The sequence below is a fragment of the Photobacterium phosphoreum genome (assembly GCF_002954725.1).
GTDB lineage: Bacteria > Pseudomonadota > Gammaproteobacteria > Enterobacterales > Vibrionaceae > Photobacterium > Photobacterium phosphoreum.
In genome coordinates this window covers 118,150-140,047 of record NZ_MSCQ01000004.1, presented here as the reverse complement: position 1 = coordinate 140,047, position 21,898 = coordinate 118,150, and the positions used below count along the sequence as shown (strand labels likewise).

The 21,898-nt window shown below is 44.5% G+C and carries 20 protein-coding genes; 13 read left to right on the top strand and 7 right to left on the bottom strand.

The annotated features are described in order from the left end of the window. The first annotated feature begins 5 nt into the window (after positions 1–5). The 12 genes from atpB to BTO21_RS19690 all read left to right on the top strand — a co-directional run bounded on the left by atpB (position 6) and on the right by BTO21_RS19690 (position 11,769). Entirely contained in the window at positions 6–809 is an 804-nt protein-coding gene (atpB, locus tag BTO21_RS19745; protein ID WP_045029753.1) for a F0F1 ATP synthase subunit A, read from the top strand. Positions 810–875: 66 nt separating this feature from the next. Continuing rightward, entirely contained in the window at positions 876–1,133 is a 258-nt protein-coding gene (gene atpE, locus BTO21_RS19740) for a F0F1 ATP synthase subunit C (protein WP_012551447.1), read from the top strand. Between the two features lie 82 nt (positions 1,134–1,215). Then, entirely contained in the window at positions 1,216–1,686 is a 471-nt protein-coding gene (atpF, locus tag BTO21_RS19735; protein ID WP_045029750.1) for a F0F1 ATP synthase subunit B, read from the top strand. A 16-nt stretch (positions 1,687–1,702) separates the two neighbouring features. Then, positions 1,703–2,236: a F0F1 ATP synthase subunit delta gene (gene atpH, locus BTO21_RS19730; protein WP_045029748.1), complete on the top strand. Its 534-nt coding sequence runs from the start codon at positions 1,703–1,705 to the stop codon at positions 2,234–2,236. Positions 2,237–2,252: 16 nt separating this feature from the next. Then, positions 2,253–3,794 (top strand): F0F1 ATP synthase subunit alpha, encoded by a 1,542-nt coding sequence (gene atpA, locus BTO21_RS19725; RefSeq protein ID WP_045029746.1) that lies wholly within the window; start codon positions 2,253–2,255, stop codon positions 3,792–3,794. A gap of 45 nt (positions 3,795–3,839) precedes the next feature. Continuing rightward, on the top strand, positions 3,840–4,706 hold the full coding sequence (gene atpG, locus BTO21_RS19720; protein ID WP_045029745.1) for a F0F1 ATP synthase subunit gamma: 867 nt from the start codon (positions 3,840–3,842) through the stop codon (positions 4,704–4,706). Positions 4,707–4,738: 32 nt separating this feature from the next. Then, positions 4,739–6,145, top strand: coding sequence for a F0F1 ATP synthase subunit beta (gene atpD / locus BTO21_RS19715; protein ID WP_045029743.1), 1,407 nt, complete (start codon positions 4,739–4,741; stop codon positions 6,143–6,145). Between the two features lie 17 nt (positions 6,146–6,162). Beyond that, positions 6,163–6,585, top strand: a complete 423-nt coding sequence (locus tag BTO21_RS19710; protein WP_045029742.1) for a F0F1 ATP synthase subunit epsilon — start codon at positions 6,163–6,165, stop codon at positions 6,583–6,585. 269 nt (positions 6,586–6,854) lie between these two features. Next, positions 6,855–8,213: a bifunctional UDP-N-acetylglucosamine diphosphorylase/glucosamine-1-phosphate N-acetyltransferase GlmU gene (gene glmU / locus BTO21_RS19705; RefSeq protein WP_045029740.1), complete on the top strand. Its 1,359-nt coding sequence runs from the start codon at positions 6,855–6,857 to the stop codon at positions 8,211–8,213. Positions 8,214–8,446: 233 nt separating this feature from the next. Continuing rightward, entirely contained in the window at positions 8,447–9,220 is a 774-nt protein-coding gene (locus BTO21_RS19700; protein ID WP_045029738.1) for a DeoR family transcriptional regulator, read from the top strand. 36 nt (positions 9,221–9,256) lie between these two features. After that, the gene (gene glmS / locus BTO21_RS19695) at positions 9,257–11,092 is read left to right on the top strand and encodes a glutamine--fructose-6-phosphate transaminase (isomerizing) (protein WP_105026981.1); all 1,836 of its coding nucleotides are present in this window, start codon (positions 9,257–9,259) and stop codon (positions 11,090–11,092) included. A 302-nt stretch (positions 11,093–11,394) separates the two neighbouring features. Next, positions 11,395–11,769 (top strand): helix-turn-helix transcriptional regulator, encoded by a 375-nt coding sequence (locus tag BTO21_RS19690; RefSeq protein WP_045029737.1) that lies wholly within the window; start codon positions 11,395–11,397, stop codon positions 11,767–11,769. A 56-nt stretch (positions 11,770–11,825) separates the two neighbouring features. Here the strand turns inward: BTO21_RS19690 and ilvA are convergent, their stop codons facing one another. The 5 genes from ilvA to ilvG all read right to left on the bottom strand — a co-directional run bounded on the left by ilvA (position 11,826) and on the right by ilvG (position 18,148). Next, entirely contained in the window at positions 11,826–13,379 is a 1,554-nt protein-coding gene (gene ilvA, locus BTO21_RS19685) for a threonine ammonia-lyase, biosynthetic (RefSeq protein ID WP_045029735.1), read from the bottom strand. A gap of 4 nt (positions 13,380–13,383) precedes the next feature. Beyond that, the gene (gene ilvD, locus BTO21_RS19680) at positions 13,384–15,225 is read right to left on the bottom strand and encodes a dihydroxy-acid dehydratase (protein ID WP_045029734.1); all 1,842 of its coding nucleotides are present in this window, start codon (positions 15,223–15,225) and stop codon (positions 13,384–13,386) included. Positions 15,226–15,297: 72 nt separating this feature from the next. Next, positions 15,298–16,233 (bottom strand): branched-chain amino acid transaminase, encoded by a 936-nt coding sequence (locus BTO21_RS19675; RefSeq protein WP_181314150.1) that lies wholly within the window; start codon positions 16,231–16,233, stop codon positions 15,298–15,300. An 11-nt stretch (positions 16,234–16,244) separates the two neighbouring features. Further along, positions 16,245–16,499, bottom strand: coding sequence for an acetolactate synthase 2 small subunit (gene ilvM, locus BTO21_RS19670; protein ID WP_045029730.1), 255 nt, complete (start codon positions 16,497–16,499; stop codon positions 16,245–16,247). A 2-nt stretch (positions 16,500–16,501) separates the two neighbouring features. Next, positions 16,502–18,148 carry an acetolactate synthase 2 catalytic subunit gene (gene ilvG / locus BTO21_RS19665; RefSeq protein ID WP_045029729.1) on the bottom strand — a complete coding sequence of 549 codons (1,647 nt, stop codon included), beginning with the start codon at positions 18,146–18,148 and terminating at the stop codon, positions 16,502–16,504. Positions 18,149–18,540: 392 nt separating this feature from the next. Here ilvG and BTO21_RS19660 point away from each other — a divergent pair, with 392 nt between their 5' ends. After that, positions 18,541–20,073 carry a YifB family Mg chelatase-like AAA ATPase gene (locus BTO21_RS19660; protein ID WP_045029727.1) on the top strand — a complete coding sequence of 511 codons (1,533 nt, stop codon included), beginning with the start codon at positions 18,541–18,543 and terminating at the stop codon, positions 20,071–20,073. A 64-nt stretch (positions 20,074–20,137) separates the two neighbouring features. Here BTO21_RS19660 and BTO21_RS19655 read toward each other — a convergent pair whose 3' ends face one another. Together BTO21_RS19655 and BTO21_RS19650 are read right to left on the bottom strand one after the other, a co-directional pair. Beyond that, positions 20,138–20,737 carry a thiol:disulfide interchange protein DsbA/DsbL gene (locus BTO21_RS19655; RefSeq protein WP_181314149.1) on the bottom strand — a complete coding sequence of 200 codons (600 nt, stop codon included), beginning with the start codon at positions 20,735–20,737 and terminating at the stop codon, positions 20,138–20,140. 82 nt (positions 20,738–20,819) lie between these two features. Further along, a complete protein-coding gene (locus BTO21_RS19650; RefSeq protein ID WP_045029724.1) occupies positions 20,820–21,806 on the bottom strand; it encodes a serine/threonine protein kinase in 987 nt (328 codons plus the stop codon). Between the last annotated feature and the right edge of the window lie 92 nt (positions 21,807–21,898).

Genomic DNA, 21,898 nt, shown 5'->3' with positions numbered 1-21,898 from the left:
CAGTTATGGCTGCGCCAGGTGAAGCGCTAACGCCGTCAAGTTACATCACCCACCACTTAACTAATTTATCGACAGACAAATTAGGGTTAGCGAGTGAGGGAAGTTTCTGGACGGTAAATATCGACAGCCTTATTTTTTCTGTCTTAACCGGATTATTCTTTTTATGGGTATTTCGTAAGGTAGCAAAACAGGCGTCATCAGGAGTTCCAAGTAAGTTACAATGTTTTGTGGAAATGATAGTTGAATTCGTTGATACCAACGTTAAAGATACTTTCCATGGCCGCAATCCACTTGTTGCTCCGTTAGCACTAACCATTTTCTGTTGGATTTTACTGATGAACATCATGGACCTTGTGCCGATTGATTTTCTTCCGTATGCCGCACAAAGTGTCGGAATTCCTTATTTAAAGGTGGTTCCAAGTGCTGACGTTAACATCACTATGGCAATGGCGTTAGGCGTGTTCGCATTGATGATTTACTACAGCATCAAAGTGAAAGGTCTGCTCGGCTTTGCAAAAGAACTGGCTCTTCATCCGTTCAATCACCCAATTATGATTCCGTTTAACTTACTCCTTGAAGTGGTATCGCTGATTGCGAAGCCTATTTCATTAGGAATGCGTTTATTCGGTAACATGTTTGCTGGTGAAGTGGTGTTTATTCTTATCGCGGCGTTGATGCCGTGGTGGGCTCAATGGCTAGGCGCGGTACCGTGGGCTATTTTCCACATCCTAGTCATTACAATTCAAGCATTCGTATTTATGATGTTAACTATCGTGTACCTGTCTCAGGCACATGAAGACAATCATTAACGATTATTTGTAAATTTTATATTTTTTATTGGCACTTTAGCCGACAACTATAAACTGGAGATAGTGATGGAAACTTTACTAAGCTTTTCTGCAATTGCCGTGGGCATCATTGTAGGTCTTGCTTCCCTTGGTACAGCGATCGGCTTCGCAATTCTTGGTGGTAAATTCCTTGAAGGCGCTGCACGTCAACCTGAAATGGCGCCAATGCTGCAAGTTAAGATGTTCATCATCGCAGGTCTATTGGATGCGGTTCCAATGATCGGTATCGTAATCGCGTTGCTATTCACATTCGCAAACCCATTTGTTGGCCAACTAGCTGGCTAATAAACCGCTGTGATCAGCCTTTTTCTAGAAGGCTGACTCCAGAGTAAATGGACCCTAGCAACCCTTTTTAAGGAGATGCGTTGTGAATATGAATGCAACTTTGCTGGGTCAGGCTATCGCTTTCTTCCTGTTTGTCGTGTTCTGCATGAAATATGTATGGCCACCAATTATGGAAGCGATTGAAGAACGTCAGAAAAAAATTGCTGACGGTTTGGCAGCAGCAGATCGCGCTGCCAAAGACCTGAACCTTGCACAAGCTAATGCTTCTGATCAATTGAAAGAAGCTAAACGCGCCGCGAGTGAGCTGATTGAACAGGCAAATAAGCGTAAAGCTCAAATTGTCGATGACGCTAAAATTGAAGCCCAAGCTGAGCGTGAGAAAATTCTTGCTCAAGGCATGGCTGAAATTGAAGCTGAACGTAATCGTGCTCGTGATGAGTTAAGAAAACAAGTTGCAACTCTAGCTGTGATTGGCGCTGAGAAGATCATTGGCCGCTCCATCGATATGGAAGCGCAAACTGATATTCTTAACAAACTCACTGCAGAACTGTAATTAAAGGGGCAAGCACATGTCGGATATGACTACTATCGCACGCCCCTACGCTAAAGCAGCATTTGACTTTGCGGTCGAGAATAATGCACTGGCACAATGGGCAGAAATGCTAACTTTTGCTGGCGCTGTGGCAACTAATGACACTATGCAAGACATTCTTGATAGTGGCTATGCCGCTGACAAGCTCGCTGAAATTTTTGTTTCAGTGTGCGGTGAGCAACTCGACGAATTCGGCCATAACTTGATTAAAGTGATGGCTGTTAATGGACGCCTCAATGCGCTACCCGATGTCTATGGTGAATTCATGCTGATGAAACATGAGCATGAAAAAACCATCGAAGCTATGGTGATATCTGCCATCGTTCTTGATGAAAGCCAATTAGATGCGATCAGCGCCAAACTTGAGCAGCGTTTATCACGTAAAGTGATGTTGACCTGCAGTGTAGACGAGACCCTGATTGCTGGGGTCGTAATTAGAGCTGGAGACCTTGTTATCGATAACTCTGTACGGGGAAAATTGAACCGTCTGAGCGATACTTTGCTGTCTTGATTTGGGGAATTGGAGCATGCAACTTAATTCCACGGAAATTAGCGCACTGATCAAACAACGTATTGAAAACTTCAACGTTGTAAGTGAAGCGCGTAACGAAGGTACTATCGTTTCTGTAAGCGATGGTATTATTCGAATCCATGGCCTTGCTGACGTAATGCAAGGTGAAATGATTGAACTACCCGGCGGACTGTTCGCCTTAGCACTTAACCTTGAGCGTGACTCTGTAGGTGCGGTAGTGATGGGCCCTTATGCTTCGTTACAAGAAGGCATGAAGGTTACAGGTACGGGTCGTATTCTTGAAGTCCCTGTTGGTCCGGCACTGCTTGGGCGTGTTGTTAACACCCTAGGTCAGCCTATCGATGGTAAGGGTTCAATTGAAACAGAGACATTCTCTCCTGTTGAAGTAATTGCACCCGGTGTAATCGATCGTAAATCTGTTGATCAACCGGTACAAACTGGTTACAAAGCAGTCGATGCGATGATCCCTATCGGTCGTGGTCAGCGTGAGCTGATTATCGGTGACCGTCAAACGGGTAAAACCGCGATGGCTATCGATGCCATCATTAACCAGAAAAATTCTGGTATCTATTCTGTGTATGTGGCTATTGGCCAGAAAGCTTCAACGATTGCGAACGTAGTTCGTAAACTTGAAGAGCACGGCGCATTGGAAAACACCATTGTTGTGGTTGCATCAGCATCAGAAGCTGCCGCGCTACAATACCTTGCACCCTACTCAGGTTGTGCAATGGGTGAATATTTCCGTGACCGTGGCGAAGATGCACTGATCGTATACGATGACTTGTCTAAACAAGCCGTTGCTTATCGTCAAATCTCACTATTGCTAAAACGCCCACCGGGTCGTGAAGCATTCCCTGGTGATGTTTTCTACCTTCACTCTCGTCTTCTTGAGCGCGCATCACGTGTTAGTGTGCACTATGTTGAGAAATTTACGAACGGTGAAGTGACAGGTAAAACAGGTTCTTTAACCGCGTTACCTATCATTGAAACACAAGCTGGTGACGTATCGGCGTTTGTACCGACTAACGTTATCTCTATCACCGATGGTCAGATCTTCCTACAAACAGAACTGTTCAACGCCGGTATTCGTCCAGCGGTTGATCCAGGTATTTCTGTATCGCGTGTAGGTGGTGCTGCCCAAACTAAAGTTATCAAGAAGCTTTCAGGTGGTATTCGTACTGCCCTAGCACAGTATCGTGAACTAGCTGCCTTTGCTCAGTTCTCGTCAGACCTTGATGATGCAACTAAAAAGCAGCTTGATCACGGTCAGAAAGTGACTGAGTTGATGAAGCAAAAACAATACTCGCCAATGTCTGTATTTGAGCAAGCGATTGTTATTTTTGCTGCCGAGAAAGGTTTCTTAGGCGATGTTGAAATTGCCAAGTTAGCTGATTTCGAAGCTGCGTTGCTTTCATTTGCCAAAGGTCAATTTGCTGAGTTAGTAGCTCAAATTGATGAAACGGGTGCTTACAACGATGATATCGAAGCGCAGTTCTCGAAACTGCTGCAAGATTTCAAAGCGACCCAAACTTGGTAATTGGTTGGTGATCGCTTAGCGATCACCTTCTAACGGAGAGTGACGATGGCCAGCGCAAAAGAGATTCGTAACAAGATCGGCAGTGTTCAAAATACACAGAAGATCACCAAAGCGATGGAAATGGTGGCCGCTTCTAAAATGCGTAAAACGCAAGAAGCAATGCAGTCATCACGTCCATACGCACAAACTATGCGCAAAGTGATCGGTCACATCGCCCTTGGTAGCCTTGAGTATAAACATCCTTATCTCGAAGAGCGTGAAGCCAAGCGCGTCGGTTACATCATTGTTTCTACAGATCGTGGTCTATGTGGTGGCTTAAACATTAACTTGTTTAAAAAAGCCATCAACGATGTTCAAACGTGGACTGAAAAAGGTGCAGAGGTTGATCTCGCGTTAATTGGCGCGAAAGCAACTGCCTTTTTTAATAACTACGGCGGCAACGTAATGGCGCAAGTTTCCGGCCTTGGTGATGCACCAACGGTTAATGAGCTGATCGGTACTGTTGGCGTAATGCTGAAGAAATATGATGAAGGTCAATTAGATCGTTTGTATCTGGTATACAACAAGTTTGTAAATACCATGGTGCAAGAACCGGTGATTGATCAATTGTTGCCTTTGCCTAAGTCAGAAGACGAAGAGATGCAGCGCAACCATTCTTGGGATTATATTTATGAGCCCGAGCCTAAACCATTGCTTGATGCTTTATTGGTTCGTTATGTCGAATCACAAGTGTATCAAGGTGTGGTTGAGAACCTTGCCAGTGAGCAAGCGGCACGAATGGTAGCAATGAAAGCTGCAACCGATAACGCAGGTGATCTGATTGATGACTTGCAACTTGTGTATAACAAAGCCCGTCAGGCGGCGATCACACAAGAATTATCAGAAATCGTTTCTGGTGCATCTGCTGTTTAAGGCAAAGAATTAATAAGTTTAGAGGATTAACGATGGCTACAGGTAAGATCGTCCAGATCATTGGTGCAGTAGTCGACGTAGAGTTTCCACAGAACTCTGTACCCAAAGTATATGATGCCCTACAAGTTGATGCGATGGAAAAAGGTACGTTAGTACTGGAAGTTCAGCAACAACTTGGTGGCGGTGTTGTGCGTGGTATCGCAATGGGTACTTCTGATGGCTTACGTCGTGGTTTGTCTGTAGAAAATACAGGCCGCCCTATTGAAGTACCAGTGGGTACGGCAACACTAGGACGTATCATGAACGTTCTAGGTCAACCCATTGATGAGTGTGGTGAAATCGGTGAGCAAGAGCGTTATGCTATTCACCGTCCAGCGCCAAGCTACGAAGAACAATCTAATGCAACCGAACTGTTAGAGACTGGCGTTAAGGTTATCGACCTTATTTGTCCGTTTGCTAAGGGTGGTAAAATCGGTCTATTTGGTGGTGCGGGTGTAGGTAAGACCGTTAACATGATGGAGCTTATCAACAACATCGCCCTTCAACACTCAGGCCTATCAGTATTTGCTGGTGTGGGTGAGCGTACACGTGAAGGTAACGATTTCTACTTTGAAATGCAGGAAGCTGGGGTTGTTAACCTTGAGAAGCCTGAAGAATCAAAAGTAGCAATGGTTTATGGCCAGATGAACGAGCCTCCAGGTAACCGTCTACGTGTTGCTTTGACGGGTTTGACTATGGCTGAGCGTTTCCGTGATGAAGGTCGTGACGTACTGTTATTTATCGATAACATTTACCGTTACACCCTAGCGGGAACCGAAGTTTCAGCACTATTGGGTCGTATGCCTTCTGCGGTAGGTTACCAGCCAACACTTGCTGAAGAGATGGGTGTACTGCAAGAGCGTATTACCTCAACTAAGTCAGGTTCTATCACGTCAGTGCAGGCGGTATACGTACCTGCCGATGACTTGACTGACCCATCACCAGCAACAACATTTGCTCACTTAGATGCAACGGTTGTTCTATCGCGTCAAATCGCATCGCTAGGTCTATACCCTGCGATCGACCCATTGGATTCAACATCACGTATGCTTGATCCATTGGTAGTAGGTCAAGAACATTACGACATCGCGCGTGGCGTTCAAAGTTTACTACAGCGCTATAAAGAGCTGAAAGACATCATCGCAATCCTTGGTATGGATGAGCTATCTGAAGAAGATAAGCAAGCTGTATCTCGTGCGCGTAAGATTGAACGTTTCCTAACACAGCCTTACCACGTAGCAGAAGTATTTACTGGTTCACCTGGTATTTACGTATCACTTAAAGATACGTTACGTAGCTTTAAAGGTATTTTAGGCGGTGAATACGACGATATCCCTGAGCAGGCATTTATGTACTGTGGCGCGATTGAAGACGTACTAGAAAACGCCAAAAAACTGTAAGCTAATTAGGAGGCGATATGGCAGCGATAACCTTTCATCTGGATGTAGTCAGTGCTGAGAAACGCTTGTTTTCTGGTCGTGCTGAGAATATTCAGGTAACGGGTAGCGAAGGTGAACTCGGTATTCATGCCGGTCACACGCCGTTGTTGAGTGCGATTACTCCAGGCATGGTACGTATTATTAAGCAAGGTGGCACAGAAGAGGTTATTTATCTTTCTGGCGGCATGCTTGAAGTACAACCTGGTATCGTAACCGTACTTGCTGACACCGCTATTCGTGGTATTGATTTAGATACTGCGAAAGCTGAAGAAGCAAAACGTCAAGCTGAAGAGAGAATTCATAATCAGCATGGCGATATCGATTTTGCCCAAGCAGCCAGTGATCTAGCAAAAGCAATTGCTCAGCTACGCGTTATTGAATTGACCAAGCGTGCACGTTAGTCAGTGTTAATAACTGCATCATAGGAAGCGACCTTAGGGTCGCTTTTTTTATGACCGAATTTTATTTTATTATCTTACCTATAAGAATAACGGCTGGTGTGATTATAGATATGATTGATTTTTAGCCATGTATAATAAAAAGTTATTTATAAAGAGTTTTTTACTTGGTTATTTTTTAGTTAAAATGTGCAGATCATCTTAAACCTATGTGCATCTACAGGTACAATAGGGATATATAAATTACATATGCATTTAGAGGAATACTCATCATGAGCTTTAGCGCTGTGATTCTTGCCGCGGGAAAAGGCACCCGTATGTACTCGAACTTACCCAAGGTACTTCATACGCTTGCAGGTAAGCCAATGGTTAAGCATGTCATTGATACTTGCAATGATATTGGTTCAAGCAGTATCAATCTTGTCTATGGACATGGTGGCGATACTATGCAGCAAGTGTTGGCCAATGAAAATGTTAATTGGGTACTACAGGCTGAACAATTAGGGACTGGACACGCGGTAAATCAAGCAGTGCCGAACCTTGCCGATGATGAGAAAGCATTAATCTTGTACGGTGATGTACCATTAATTAGCGCGCAAACGTTAGAAAACCTACTTGATGCTCAACCAAGTGGTGGTATTGCACTATTAACAGTAGTACTTGAGAACCCAATGGGCTATGGCCGTATTGTGCGTCGCAATGGTCCGGTAGTGGCGATTGTTGAAGAAAAAGATGCTACGGAAGAGCAAAAGTTAATTAAAGAAATCAACACTGGCGTTATGGTCGCTAACGGTGGTGATCTTAAACGTTGGTTAGCGTCACTTAAGAATGAAAACGCTCAAGGTGAATATTACCTCACTGATATTATTGAAATTGCTCATAACGAAGGTCGTGCAGTTGAAGCGGTACACCCTGCATTAGCGATTGAAGTTGAAGGGGTAAATAATCGTGTCCAACTGGCGCGTCTTGAGCGTGCGTTCCAAGGTATGCAGGCAGAGCGTTTATTAGAACAAGGCGTGATGCTACGTGATCCGGCCCGATTTGATTTACGTGGTTCATTACAGTGTGGAACCGATGTTGAAATCGATGTGAACGTTATTATTGAAGGTAGCGTCAGTATTGGTGATAACGTGATTATCGGTGCTGGTTGTGTACTTAAAAATTGTGAGATTGATGATAACAGTATTATTAGTCCTTACAGTGTGATCGAAGGTGCTACCGTTGGTGAAGCATGTACTGTCGGTCCATTTGCACGTTTACGTCCAGGTGCTGAATTGATGGCACAAGCCCATGTGGGTAATTTCGTTGAGATGAAGCAAGTGCGTTTAGGCGTTGGTTCAAAAGCGGGACATCTTAGCTATTTAGGCGATGCTGATATTGGCGCTAATGTAAATATTGGTGCCGGTACGATCACCTGTAACTACGATGGTGCCAATAAGTTTAAAACTGAAATTGGTGATAATGTGTTTGTGGGATCTGATACCCAGCTAATTGCACCAGTTAAAGTTGCTGCTGGTGCAACCATTGGTGCGGGTTCAACTATTAACCGTAATATTGGTGAAGATGAGTTAGTTATCACCCGTACACCAGCACGTACGATTAAAGGTTGGAAGCGTCCAACTAAAAAATAGGCTTATTCTATAACTGAAAAAATGTCAGTTTGAAGAGCTTATATTCTAAAGCAGAGCGCCAGCTCTGCTTTTTTTATGGCTAATTTTTAGCTTTTTCCCACCGTTTAGTCCTAATAATGTTATCCCTTGGCTGTATTATTTTGTGATGAAAATTATTACAAGGGTATTGCAGGATCCTTTTTATAGACGCTATACTAGTTTCAAATCGAAACTTATTGTGTTGTTTAACCTTCATGTCGAAACGTAATACACAGCAACGTCGTCATGCTATTGCCGTTATGGTCAGTGAGCAAGGTGAAGTTAGCGTTGATGCTTTAGCGCATCATTTCTCTACTTCTGAAGTTACTATCCGTAAAGATCTCGCAGCATTAGAGATCACAGGCTCACTCTTGCGTCGTTATGGTGGTGCAATTGCAATGCCAACTGAATTTGTTACGACCGAGCAAACTGAGCAAGTTTCAGTGTGTAAGTTAGCTATTGCTCAAGCAGCGGCAGAACAAATTCGCGATCATCATCGCATCATTATTGATAGTGGCAGTACCACCGCGGCGTTAATTTCGTTGCTTGGTATCAAGCAAGGCCTAATTGTAATGACCAACGCCTTGCATGTTGCCAATGCTCTCAATGCGCTTGAAAACGAACCGACGTTATTAATGACTGGTGGTACGTGGGATCCTCATTCTGAATCATTTCAAGGCCAAGTGGCTGAGTCTGTCTTACGTTCGTATGATTTTGATCAACTCTTTATTGGGGCTGATGGGATTGATGTTGCCCGCGGTACCACCACTTTTAATGAACTCATGGGCTTGAGTCGAGTGATGGCTGAAGTATCACGTGAAGTAGTGGTAATGGTCGAATCAAATAAGGTTGGTCGTAAAATCCCTAATCTTGAATTAGCGTGGCAGGGGATCAGTACCTTGATCACCGATGAAGGCTTAAGTGATAGCGATAAAGTTAGTATAGAGCAACATGGGGTGCGAGTTATTCGTGCCGCGGTTAAAGCATAACCTCAGAATAACCAAAGAAGTAGAAAAGGAATTATTATGTGTGGGATAGTGGGTGCAGTAGCGCAACGTGATGTGGCTGAAATTCTCATTGAAGGCTTACGCCGTTTAGAATACCGCGGTTATGACTCTGCCGGGATTGCGGTTGTGGATACTAAGAAAACACTGCAGCGTGTACGCCGATTAGGTAAGGTTCAAGAGTTAGCTGATGCAGTTGATAATATGCCCCTAAGTGGAGGTACAGGCATTGCACATACCCGTTGGGCAACCCATGGTGAACCATCAGAAGCCAATGCTCATCCCCATATCTCCGGTCAACACATTGCTTTAGTCCACAATGGTATTATTGAAAATCATCACCAATTACGTGAGTTATTGCGTGAACGTGATTATGTGTTTAGCTCACAAACGGATACTGAAGTCATTGCCCATTTGGTTGATTGGGAATTGCGATCATCTGCGAGTTTACTTGAAGCTGTTCAAAAAACTGTGCAGCAACTGCAAGGCGCATATGGCACTGTGGTGATGGATAGTCGCGATCCTGAACGGATTGTTGTTGCGCGCTCTGGCAGTCCATTAGTGATTGGACTCGGGGTCGGCGAAAACTTTATCGCCTCAGATCAATTGGCATTATTAAATGTGACTCGCCGCTTTATGTTCTTAGAAGAAGGTGATGTCGCTGAAATTACACGCCGAGCAATTGCTGTCTTTGATGATAATGGTCACGCGGTTGAACGGGCGGTGAGTGAATCGACGGTAGAGCATGATGCTGCTGATAAAGGCCAATATCGACACTATATGCAAAAAGAGATCTTTGAACAGCCAAGTGCATTGATCAACACAATGGAAGGTCGAATCAGCAATGATCATGTGATCGTTGAGAGTATTGGTAGTGATGCCACTGCGATCCTCGATAAAGTAGAACATATTCAGATCATTGCTTGTGGCACCTCGTATAATGCTGGCATGGTGGCACGGTATTGGTTTGAATCGCTTGCTGGTGTCAGTTGTGATGTTGAGATAGCTTCAGAGTTCCGTTACCGTAAATTTGTCACTCGTCCGAATAGTTTGTTGATCACCCTGTCTCAATCAGGTGAAACCGCAGATACCTTGGCTGCGTTACGCTTAGCGAAACAAAAAGGCTATATGGCAGCGATGACGATTTGTAATGTCGCCGGTTCATCGTTAGTACGCGAGTCTGATTTAGCCTTTATGACCCGTGCTGGCGCTGAAATTGGGGTTGCCTCGACCAAAGCGTTTACCACTCAGCTGGTGGCATTATTGATGTTAGTGACCGCACTAGGTAAACAGCAAGGCCGTATTGATCGGGTTCAAGAACAACAGATCGTGACTGCGTTGCATCAATTGCCGGCTCAAATTGAAAAAGCGTTGGCGTTTGATAAACCGATTGAAGCCTTAGCCGAAGATTTTGCTGATAAACAGCATGCGCTATTTTTAGGTCGCGGTGAGTTTTATCCGATTGCGGTTGAAGCATCATTGAAACTGAAAGAAATCTCTTATATTCACGCGGAGGCATATGCGGCGGGTGAGCTTAAACATGGTCCATTAGCGTTAGTTGATGCTGAAATGCCCGTGATTGTGGTTGCTCCAACCAATGATCTACTTGAAAAGCTCAAGTCAAACATTGAAGAAGTGCGTGCCCGTGGCGGGTTGTTGTATGTCTTTGCCGATAACGAAGCTGGTTTTGATGATTGTGATGGGATGAAGATCATCACTATGCCTAAAGTTGATGAAATTATTGCGCCAATTTTCTATACCATTCCGATGCAGTTATTGGCTTATCACGTTGCCTTAATTAAAGGGACAGATGTTGATCAGCCACGAAATCTGGCTAAAGCGGTAACGGTTGAATAAACCGTTATTGATGTATTTTAACTGATTATTGATCGAATAATGAAGGTGCCATTAATGGCACCTTTTTTGGTATGATTGCGATCAGCGCCCTACGTCTAGTTATATTGGCATCGATAACGCTTTTTTTGCGAAATAGAAATAGCGTGGTTAAAAGTGACGAACTGCAATTCAAAATAAAAAAAAGTGTCATCATTAAAGGGTAATTGTCTGATTTACGTGCCTTGGTGGACAAAAAAACTTGGCGTGTCATCTGCAAGGAGGTTGTAGTACTAATGCTGACAACAGGTTTTGTGGAGTAAATGATGGCAGATCGTAAACAAGAGATGGCAGTACGGATCAAAGAAGCACGTGAATGGAAAGGCTTAACTCAAGTTTATATGGCCCAGCAACTGCGAGTTGCACGTCAAACCTATTTGGATTTAGAAACCGGTAAAACTGAGCCTAAAGTACGGTTATTGGTTGAGATTTCTGAGCTCACCGAAAGGCCATTAACCTGGTTTATTTATGGTGATTTAGGGCTGGATATTATTGAGAGTGAATATAAAGAAGAGATCGATAAATTAGTCCAGTGTTTTGGTTGTTTACCCCACTCAGCACGGCAAATTATTTTACAGCAGAGCATTCAATTAGCCCAATATATGGTGGAATATACCCGTAATATCACTCATCGTCGTTGATATGATATAAAAAAGCAGCACTAAGGCTGCTTGATATAGAGCGGGTGTTGAGACTGTTATTGGGCGAGAAAAAATTTATATGCCGCGCTGTCAGTCTCGTCATGCCAATGATAGCCTAATTTACGCAAGTGACTGGCAAATGAGAGTAGATCGTGATCAGCTAATTCAAAACCACATAATACTCGGCCATAATCAGCGCCGTGATTACGGTAGTTAAACAAGCTAATATTCCACTGGCTGCCTAAGGTTGATAGAAACTTAGCCAGAGCGCCGGGGTACTCTGGAAATTCAAAACTGTACAGGCGTTCTTGCAATGGCTTTGAAGGCCGACCACCGATCATATAACGCACATGTACTTTGGCTATCTCATCATCAGATAAATCCATCACTGGATAACCGCCCTGTCGTAGATCGGTAATGATTTGATCTAACTCGACTTGGCCTTGAATTAAGCGTACCCCAACAAACACATTTGCCAGTTTATTGTCGTTATAACGATAGTTAAATTCGGTGACGGCTCGGCCACCGATTAGATGGCAAAATTCCAGAAAAGCACCCGCACGTTCAGGAATCGTAACCGCTAACAACCCTTCCCGTTTTTCACCTAATTCACACCGCTCTGAGACATAACGCAGGCCATGAAAATTAAGATTAGCGCCAGATAAAATAGCTGCTAAGTGACGTTGTTGTAATTGGTGTTGTTCAGCATATTTTTTTAAACCCGCGAGAGATAATGCCCCTGAAGGTTCGGCTATGGCGCGCGTATCTTCAAAAATATCTTTCACTGCAGAACAAATTTCATCGCTGCTAACGGTGATCACATCATCAAGATATTGTTCACATAAGCGAAAGGTTTCATTGCCGATCCGTTTTACTGCCACCCCATCAGCAAACATCCCGACTTGATCTAAAGTGACGGGTTGTCCAGCATCAAGAGCCGCTTTTAAGCAGGCAGAATCTTCAGCTTCAACGCCAATCACTTTAATTTCGGGAAGCAGTTGTTTTAACAATACCGAAACGCCAGCCGCTAAACCGCCACCGCCGACAGGCACAAACACATATTCAAGATGCCCATTTTGTTGCACCAATTCAATTCCAATCGTGCCTTGTCCGGCAATAATTGCCGGATGATCAAACGGTGGAATAAAGGTATAGCCATGCTGCTGGGCAAGCATTTCTGCATGGATTTTAGCTTCATCAAAATTATTACCATGCAGGATCACGTTGCCGCCAAACCCTCGTACTGCATCGACCTTAATGTCAGGCGTAGTACGCGGCATGACGATAGTGGCACTGACCCCGAGTTTTTGGCTTGATAATGCTAATCCCTGCGCATGATTTCCCGCTGATGCTGCAATCACTCCTGCTTGACGTTGAGATTCTGTCAGTTGGGTCATCATGTTATAGGCACCGCGCAATTTAAAAGAATGCACCGGTTGGCGGTCTTCTCGCTTTAGTTGAATATGATTGCCGATGCGAGCACTGAGGCGAGTCATGCTTTGCAAGGGGGTGACTTGTGCGATTTCATATACTGGCGCACGTAAAATATTGCGCAAATAGTCGGCGCCGCTAAGTAAATATTGGTCGCTTACAGGTTTAACATCGGCCATCAGATTATCCTTCTAGCTTTGATTTATCACGTACAGCGCCTTTATCAGCACTCGTTGCAAGCAGGGCATAAGCTTTAAGTGCTAATGACACCTGACGTACACGATCGACAGGTTTCCAGCCTTGTTGTTCAGCATCAGCGCGACGACCTGCAAGGATGGCATCATCGACTAATAACTCGATACTGCGATTGGGAATATCAATCGCGATCATATCGCCACTATTGATTAAGCCAATAGTACCGCCGCTAGCGGCTTCGGGTGATACGTGACCAATCGATAATCCTGAGGTACCACCAGAGAAACGCCCATCAGTGATCAAGGCGCACTCTTTACCGAGTCCCATTGATTTTAAATAGGTAGTTGGATAGAGCATTTCTTGCATGCCCGGACCCCCTTTCGGGCCTTCATAGCGGATCACAACCACATCACCGGCTTTGACCTTACCGCCAAGAATACCTTCAACAGCCGTGTCTTGGCTTTCAAAGACGACCGCGGGTCCGGTAAAGGTTAAGCAGCTTTCATCAACGCCTGCGGTTTTAACAATACAGCCATTAAGTGCCATATTGCCTGATAACACTGCTAATCCACCTTCATCGCTAAAAGCAAACTCTCGGCTACGAATACAACCATGTTGGCGATCATCGTCCAAGGTGTCCCAGCGGCAATTTTGTGAAAAGGCTTTGGTAGTACGAATACCCGCAGGGCCTGCACGGAAGAAATCTTTGACTGCTTGGGATTGGGTCTGGACGATATCGTAATGGCGCAGGCTTTCTGCAAAGGTCTCGCCTAAAATATTGTGACATTGATTGTGGAACAGTCCGGCGCGATCAAGTTCACCTAAAATACTGTAAACCCCACCCGCTCGGTGAACATCTTCCATGTGGTATTTTGGTGTTGACGGCGCAACTTTACACAGTTGTGGCACGCGACGTGACATTTGATCAATATCAGCCATGGTGAAATCAATCTCACCTTCTTGAGCTGCTGCCAATAAGTGCAATACGGTATTGCTTGAGCCGCCCATCGCGATATCGAGTGCCATCGCATTTTCAAAAGCTAATTTGTTGGCAATATTACGTGGTAATGCGGTGGCATCATCTTTTTCGTAATAACGTTTAGTCAGCGCGACAATACGCTTACCTGCATTAATGAATAACTGCTCTCGATCAGCGTGTGTTGCCAGCATTGAACCATTCCCCGGTTGGCTTAAACCTAAGGCTTCGGTTAAACAGTTCATTGAGTTGGCGGTAAACATCCCCGAACAGGAACCGCAGGTTGGGCAGGCGGATCGTTCGATCTGCTCACTTTGTTCATCAGAAACAGAAGGATCCGCACCTTGGATCATCGCATCCACCAAATCGAGTTTGATCACTTGATCTGATAGCTTGGTTTTTCCTGCTTCCATAGGGCCACCGGAAACGAAAATGACCGGAATGTTTAATCGCAGTGATGCCATTAACATTCCTGGGGTGATTTTGTCGCAGTTAGAGATACAGACCATCGCATCAGCACAATGGGCGTTGACCATGTATTCAACCGAGTCGGCAATCAATTCACGGGAAGGTAATGAATACAACATGCCGCCATGGCCCATGGCAATACCATCATCAACCGCAATGGTATTAAATTCTTTGGCGATCCCGCCGGCTTGCTCTATTTGTGCGGCAACCAATTGACCGAGATCTTTTAAGTGGACGTGGCCGGGTACAAATTGAGTAAATGAGTTTACTACCGCAATAATCGGTTTACCAAAATCTTCATCTTTAACCCCAGTTGCGCGCCATAATGCGCGCGCGCCTGCCATATTTCGGCCGTGGGTAGTAGTTGCTGAACGGTACTTAGGCATAACAATAAAATCCTTTTTAGTTCAGCCACCTTATCGATGGCTGAAGTCATTAATTAACGTAATCGGCGGCTGTTACTTTGCTGGGTATACGTAGTCTAGCCAGCCCCATTTGTCGTCAGTTTCGCCATTAAATAGCCCAAAATAATCAGTCTGTAATTGTTGGGTTATGGGGCCACGTTTACCTGTACCAACCGTGATCTGATCAACACTGCGTACGGGTACAATTTCAGCTGCGGTGCCGGTCATAAATATTTCGTCAGCAAGATAGAGCGCTTCACGGGCAATATTTTCTTCACGGACTTCATAGCCTCGTTCTTTGGCTAAGGTAATGATGGTATCTCGAGTAATGCCGGGTAAAATAGCGCTGGTTGTTGGTGGTGTTGATAAAATACCGTTACGAACCAAAAATATATTTTCGCCTGCGCCTTCTGAAAGATAACCATCAACACTTAACGCAATCCCTTCTGCATAACCATGACGACGGGCTTCACTGCCGACCAGTAAAGATGAGAGGTAGTTACCGCCAGCTTTAGCCGCTGTTGGTATAGTATTGGGTGCTGCACGGTTCCAACTTGAAACCATCGCATCGACGCCATTTTCTAATGCTTCTTCACCTAAATATGAGCCCCATGGGAATGCCGCTACAATCAGATCCATGATGGTATCAACCGGTGGGCAGACACCTAAACCGACATTACCGACATAGCCTAATGGGCGAATATAGGCCGAATCAAGTTTGTTGACGCGAATGGTTTCACGGCAAATTTCCATGAGTTGATCGCAGCTATAGGGGATCGGGAAACGATAAATTTTAGCTGAGTTAAGTAACCGCTGCATATGCTCTGGGTGGCGAAAAACTGCCGGTCCTTTGGGGGTGTTGTAACAACGAATGCCTTCAAAAACAGAAGTGCCGTAGTGCATTGCATGGGTAAGAACGTGAACATTGGCTTGTGCCCAAGGAACGATATTACCGTTAAACCAAATATAATCAGCTGTGTTTGCCATGATGAGTTCCCTTCTTAAATGGTATCTAGATTGTCGATTTGTGAGGTGGTAACTGTGGTTACGTCCCAGAGTTTTTCTATTTGATTGATCAGAATGCTAATCGGACGATCACTATCGACAATGATGGCTATAGTGGCGATATTGCTATGGTGGTTTTGGGTTGCATCCACTTTCTTGATCACAAATCCACGGTGACGAATAACCCGTAAAATACGTTCAAGTAACACCGGTTTATCGTTGGCTTTAATATCGAGTAAATATCTTTCCATGATCAGGTATTCTCCAGCATGTCTTGATTGGCTGCGCCCGGTGGCACTAATGGCCATACGTTTTGTTCTTCATCAATCACTACATGTAATAAATAGGCACTGTTGCTGGCAAGCATTTCAGCCAGTGCTGGCGCAACTTCCTCTTTGCGAGTGATGGTTTTACCGGGAATATCAAACGCCCGCGCCAACATCACAAAATCAGGATTATCATCCAAAATTGTCTCGCTATGGCGACCATCAAAAAACAGTGATTGCCATTGACGCACCATGCCTAAGCGTTGGTTATTAATCAGCACCATTTTGACTGGAATTTGGCGGCGTTTAAGGGTACCAAGTTCCTGCACATTCATCATAAATGAGCCATCGCCAGAGATTAAGATTGATTGCGAATCAGGACGAGCAACGCTGGCACCCATCGCGGCGGGTAAACCAAAACCCATGGTGCCAAGCCCTGCCGAGGTAATATAATTTTGAGGTTCACGTGGTTGAATATGTTGTGCGGCCCACATTTGGTGTTGGCCGACATCGGTAGAGACTATGCTGTTATCCGCCATCATGTCAGACAGTTGTTTGAGTAGATGTGGTGCATAAATTAACTCGCCCAGGTGGTCATAACGCCACTTACCAATTTTGCGTAAATGCTCGCTATGGGTTAACCAACGGCTGATATCTTGGCCTAATTCTAGCTGTGGTAAAATGACATTAATATCACCCCGTAAAGGGGCGTTGGCATGGCGGAGTTTATTAAATTCCGCAGCATCAATATCAAGATGGATCACTTTAGCATGTGGCGCAAAAGTATCGAGTTTCCCCGTCACCCGATCATCAAATCGAGCTCCGACTACAATTAATAAATCGGCTTCTTGTACAACAAGGTTCGCGGCTTTAGTGCCATGCATGCCGAGCATACCTAAATAATGTGGATCATGACGAGCAACTGAGCCTAAGCCTTTAAGGGTGCTGACTGATGGCATCGGATTATTGGTAAGAAATTGACGCAGGGTTGCGGTTGCCTTGGCAATTTGCACACCACCACCGACATACAGCACTGGACGTTGGCATTGAGTCAATAATTGTTGGGCACAAGCAATGGCAGTTGCAGTAGCCTGCGGTACTGGCGGTGGCGTAATGATCGGTAATTGTGTTGTGGGGGCGGTGGCTAATTGCACATCTTTGGCAATATCAACAATAACCGGTCCAGGACGACCACTTTGAGCCACCACAAAGGCTTCGGCTAATGTTGGGGCGAGATCGTTAATATCAGTGACTAAGTAGCTGTGCTTGGTGCACGACAATGACATTCCAATTACATCCATTTCTTGGAAGGCATCAGTACCAATGTGTGAGCTTGCCACTTGGCCCGTAATCGCGACTAATGGCACCGAATCCATTAAAGCATCAGCCAATCCGGTGACTAAATTAGTAGCGCCAGGGCCAGATGTTGCCATGCAGACAGCAACACTTTGGGTTGCGCGTGCCATCCCAATTGCCGCCATGGCAGCTCCTTGTTCATGGCGACATAAAATATGTTCAACTTCCCCATCATAAAGCGCATCGTAGATAGGCATGATCGCCCCACCTGGATAGCCAAAAATAGTTTTTATCCCCTGCTGCTGCAGCGCTTGTACGACTAACTCTGCCCCTGTCATCGCTGCTCCTTGCGTGTGTGGTTCAAATGAAAATCAATCCTGCTTGAATCTTTAAATTTACTGATTTAAAAAAGCCCCCGAACTTCTCAGTGCGGGGGCTTTGCTGTTTCTGGTAGCGTTAACTTACGCCTGCAAATTCCCTCCGCGGTGACATAATCACCACGATGACATTAATAATGAGTGTTAGGGATGTTGCAGTTATGCGCATAATTGTCCAATTTTTATTGTTTAGTTGTTGCTATATCTAAGTGGTAACACAGATCTGTGTCACATGACAAGAAAAAAATTTGGTTTTATTGGCAAATTAGCAGCATTAATGGAGCTTTGATGTAACACCTTCGATAAATTTCATTAACCCCATGGTGTGAGTTGCCAGTCAATGTGGAGTCATCATGACACTTGCGATTGTTCATAGTCGAGCTTGTGTGGGCGTTGAAGCCCCACCAGTAACGGTTGAGGTACATTTAAGTAATGGGATGCCAAGTTTTACCTTAGTTGGTTTGCCTGAAACCACCGTAAAAGAGGCTAAAGATCGGGTGCGAAGTGCAATTATTAATGCCCAATTTGAATTTCCGTCGCGACGGATCACGGTTAATCTAGCCCCCGCCGATTTACCCAAAGAAGGGGGACGGTTTGATTTACCGATTGCTCTTGGCATTTTGGCTGCTTCTGGGCAAATTCCCTCTGATCGATTAGCTCAGCATGAGTTTATTGGTGAATTAGCATTATCAGGCGATTTACGCCCAGTGAAAGGGGCATTACCTGCGGCTTTAGCGGCATTAAAAGCCAAACGGTGTTTAATTGTACCCGATCAAAATGGTGATCAAGTGGCGTTAGTCGCGCAGAAACAGCATAAATCAGGCCCAACGCTATTAGCGGTTTGTGGATTTTTATGTGGGCAACAACAATTACAGCTCCATCTTCAACCCCGCTTAACTGACACATCAGCAGTGGTTAATGATGATCGTGATATGCAAGATATTATTGGTCAGCAACAAGGTAAACGGGCGTTAGAAATTGCCGCTGCAGGGAGTCATAATTTATTATTACTTGGCCCCCCTGGAACCGGAAAAACCATGTTGGCATCTCGCTTACGGGATCTGTTGCCGCCCATGACCCATCAAGAAGCGATTGAAACTGCGGCAGTTGCTTCACTGACTCAGCAATCATTACACCACGGCAATTGGCTTAATCGCCCTTTTCGTACTCCGCATCATTCCAGTTCAATGGCAGCTTTGGTGGGCGGTGGTTCGGTGCCGAAACCGGGTGAGATTTCTTTGGCACACAATGGATTATTATTTTTAGATGAAATGCCTGAGTTTGAACGTAAGGTATTAGATTCACTGCGTGAGCCATTGGAGTCAGGGCAAATTGTAATCTCACGCGCGACGGCTAAAACTACCTTTCCCGCTCGATTTCAATTGATTGGTGCTTTAAATCCAAGCCCAACGGGTTACTACGAAGGCAATCAATCGCGGACGAATCCACAGGCAATTTTACGTTATCTAAGCCGCTTATCGGGGCCATTGTTAGATCGGTTTGATATGTCGTTAGAAATTCCTGCTTTGCCTCGCGGTACACTGACCACGGGCGGTGATCGCGGTGAACCGAGTGCGGTAATTAAGGCAAGAGTCGATTGTGCTCGCGAACGGATGTTGGCTCGTAGTGGCAAAGTGAATGCCTTATTGTCGACCCGTGAATTGGATAAATACTGTGGGTTATCGTTTAAAGATGCTGAGTTTTTAGAAAATGCGTTGCATCAACTTGGATTATCGGTGCGAGCTTATCATCGCATTATTAAAGTGGCGCGTACGATTGCTGATTTAGCCGAGCAGGATCAGATTCAACGGGCTCATTTAGCGGAAGCGTTAGGATATCGAGCGATGGATAGATTATTGAAACAACTCAGTTGTCAGGTAATTTAGAGTAATAAAAAAGAGGCTAATTAAAGCCTCTTTTTTGATCATCATTAGTGCTGGTCGCGTAATATTATTTTTTGAGTAAAAAGTTAACTAACTCAAAATATTCGTCAGCAGATTTAATTTTGCCAGTTTGAACTAAGTATTTATTATTAACCACAACCGCGGGTACACCCGTTAAGCCTGCATCATTAAAGGCCTTATCAAAACGACTGACCATTGAGTTAACGGCAAAGCTATTGAAAGCGCCATCAAACTCTGCCGCGGGAATACCTTCATCAATGAAGATTTGACGTACTTCAGCTTCATCACGTGGTGGTTGGTTGAGCGTGTGAATGCGGTTAAATAACACCGGTAGCATTTTGTCATTTACATTAAGCACGACGGCCGTTGCAAACGCTTTACTCATCACTTTACCCATTGGACCACCCATAAATGACACGTGCATTTTTTGCAGTTTGGCATTGTCTGGAAGCTTGGTTTTCAATTGTTGAATCATAGGTTCAAATTGAAAACAATGCGGGCAGTAAATTGAAAAGAACTCAGTCACAATCGGGGTGCTTGATTGTGGTTGATCTAATACCTTGTAGTAGTCGCCTTCCGTAAATTTGGCAGCATGAACAGAAAAAGACAATAAAGCAGCACTGACGAGTGCAAGTAAATTCTTCATCATTTATAGATATTCCTGATTATCCGTGTCGTTAGCTAGATATTAGCTCGGTATAGTAATTAACATGTTATTTTATATTACATTACCATTGTGGCATTAGCTGCAATGGTGCTTCATTTAAAGTAAATATTTGCTCTTTAAACGCTAAAACTTGACCTTCCCAGTATTTTGCATCGCCAAACCACGGAAATGCGCGTGGAAATGCTGGATCTTGCCAACGCTTTGCGAGCCATGCCATATAGTGAACCATTCTTAGGGCCCGTAATGGTTCAATCAATTTCAGTTGGCGAGGATCAAAATCTGCAAATTCATTGTAGGCTTCTAAAATAGTATCGAGTTGCGCTAGCTGGTCGTGACGTTCGCCATTGAGCATCATCCATAAATCTTGGATGGCAGGGCCGTTACGGGCATCATCTAAATCGACAAACATCGGGCCATCGCGCCATAAAATATTGCCAGGATGACAATCGCCATGAAGGCGTAAAGCGGGCCAATCTGTTGACCAATGTGATTCAATTTCAGTGATTAAGCGATCGAGATCGGCAAAAAATGTTTTTTTAAGGTAATCAGGGATAAAATCGCTATTGGCGAGTACTTGGCGTGGTTGATAAACGTATTCTTCTAAGCCTAATGTTGGGCGATGCACAAACGGTTGGCGTTGACCGACTTGGTGAATACGCCCTAAAAAACGCCCAACCCATTCTAATTGATCAAAGTTATCAACTTCAAATTGACGCCCACCGACGCTTGGAAATACCGCAAATCGATAGCCATTATAATGGTGTAATGTGGTGCCATTGATAGCGATAGGTGCGGCAACGGGAATATCTTGTTGTTCAAGCTCGAGCGTGAATTGGTGCTCTTCATTGATCTGCTCATCACTCCAACGAGCAGGACGATAGAACTTTGTCACATAACGCTGACCATCTTCAGCTTTAAATTGATAAACGCGATTTTCATAACTATTGAGTGCCAATAAACCGGACTCTGCATGAACCTCTACGCTATCTAACGCATCAAGTAATACATCGGGGCTGAGATCTGCAAAACTAAAACTTTGTTTTTCCATGACGGAATCCTGAATCTGGCTTGGAAGAGTGACTTAGCTTAACCGCGAATTGAATTAAAACAAATCAAACATTAGTGGCTAACCATTATTCG

Coding starts and splice junctions, on each gene's coding strand:
- atpB (WP_045029753.1), top strand. CDS start 6: ATGGCTGCGCCAGGTGAAGCGCTAACGCCGTCAAGTTACATCACCCAC.
- atpE (WP_012551447.1), top strand. CDS start 876: ATGGAAACTTTACTAAGCTTTTCTGCAATTGCCGTGGGCATCATTGTA.
- atpH (WP_045029748.1), top strand. CDS start 1,703: ATGTCGGATATGACTACTATCGCACGCCCCTACGCTAAAGCAGCATTT.
- atpA (WP_045029746.1), top strand. CDS start 2,253: ATGCAACTTAATTCCACGGAAATTAGCGCACTGATCAAACAACGTATT.
- atpG (WP_045029745.1), top strand. CDS start 3,840: ATGGCCAGCGCAAAAGAGATTCGTAACAAGATCGGCAGTGTTCAAAAT.
- atpD (WP_045029743.1), top strand. CDS start 4,739: ATGGCTACAGGTAAGATCGTCCAGATCATTGGTGCAGTAGTCGACGTA.
- BTO21_RS19710 (WP_045029742.1), top strand. CDS start 6,163: ATGGCAGCGATAACCTTTCATCTGGATGTAGTCAGTGCTGAGAAACGC.
- glmU (WP_045029740.1), top strand. CDS start 6,855: ATGAGCTTTAGCGCTGTGATTCTTGCCGCGGGAAAAGGCACCCGTATG.
- BTO21_RS19700 (WP_045029738.1), top strand. CDS start 8,447: ATGTCGAAACGTAATACACAGCAACGTCGTCATGCTATTGCCGTTATG.
- glmS (WP_105026981.1), top strand. CDS start 9,257: ATGTGTGGGATAGTGGGTGCAGTAGCGCAACGTGATGTGGCTGAAATT.
- BTO21_RS19690 (WP_045029737.1), top strand. CDS start 11,395: ATGGCAGATCGTAAACAAGAGATGGCAGTACGGATCAAAGAAGCACGT.
- ilvA (WP_045029735.1), bottom strand. CDS start 13,379: ATGGCCGATGTTAAACCTGTAAGCGACCAATATTTACTTAGCGGCGCC.
- ilvD (WP_045029734.1), bottom strand. CDS start 15,225: ATGCCTAAGTACCGTTCAGCAACTACTACCCACGGCCGAAATATGGCA.
- ilvM (WP_045029730.1), bottom strand. CDS start 16,499: ATGGAAAGATATTTACTCGATATTAAAGCCAACGATAAACCGGTGTTA.
- ilvG (WP_045029729.1), bottom strand. CDS start 18,148: ATGACAGGGGCAGAGTTAGTCGTACAAGCGCTGCAGCAGCAGGGGATA.
- BTO21_RS19660 (WP_045029727.1), top strand. CDS start 18,541: ATGACACTTGCGATTGTTCATAGTCGAGCTTGTGTGGGCGTTGAAGCC.
- BTO21_RS19655 (WP_181314149.1), bottom strand. CDS start 20,737: ATGAAGAATTTACTTGCACTCGTCAGTGCTGCTTTATTGTCTTTTTCT.
- BTO21_RS19650 (WP_045029724.1), bottom strand. CDS start 21,806: ATGGAAAAACAAAGTTTTAGTTTTGCAGATCTCAGCCCCGATGTATTA.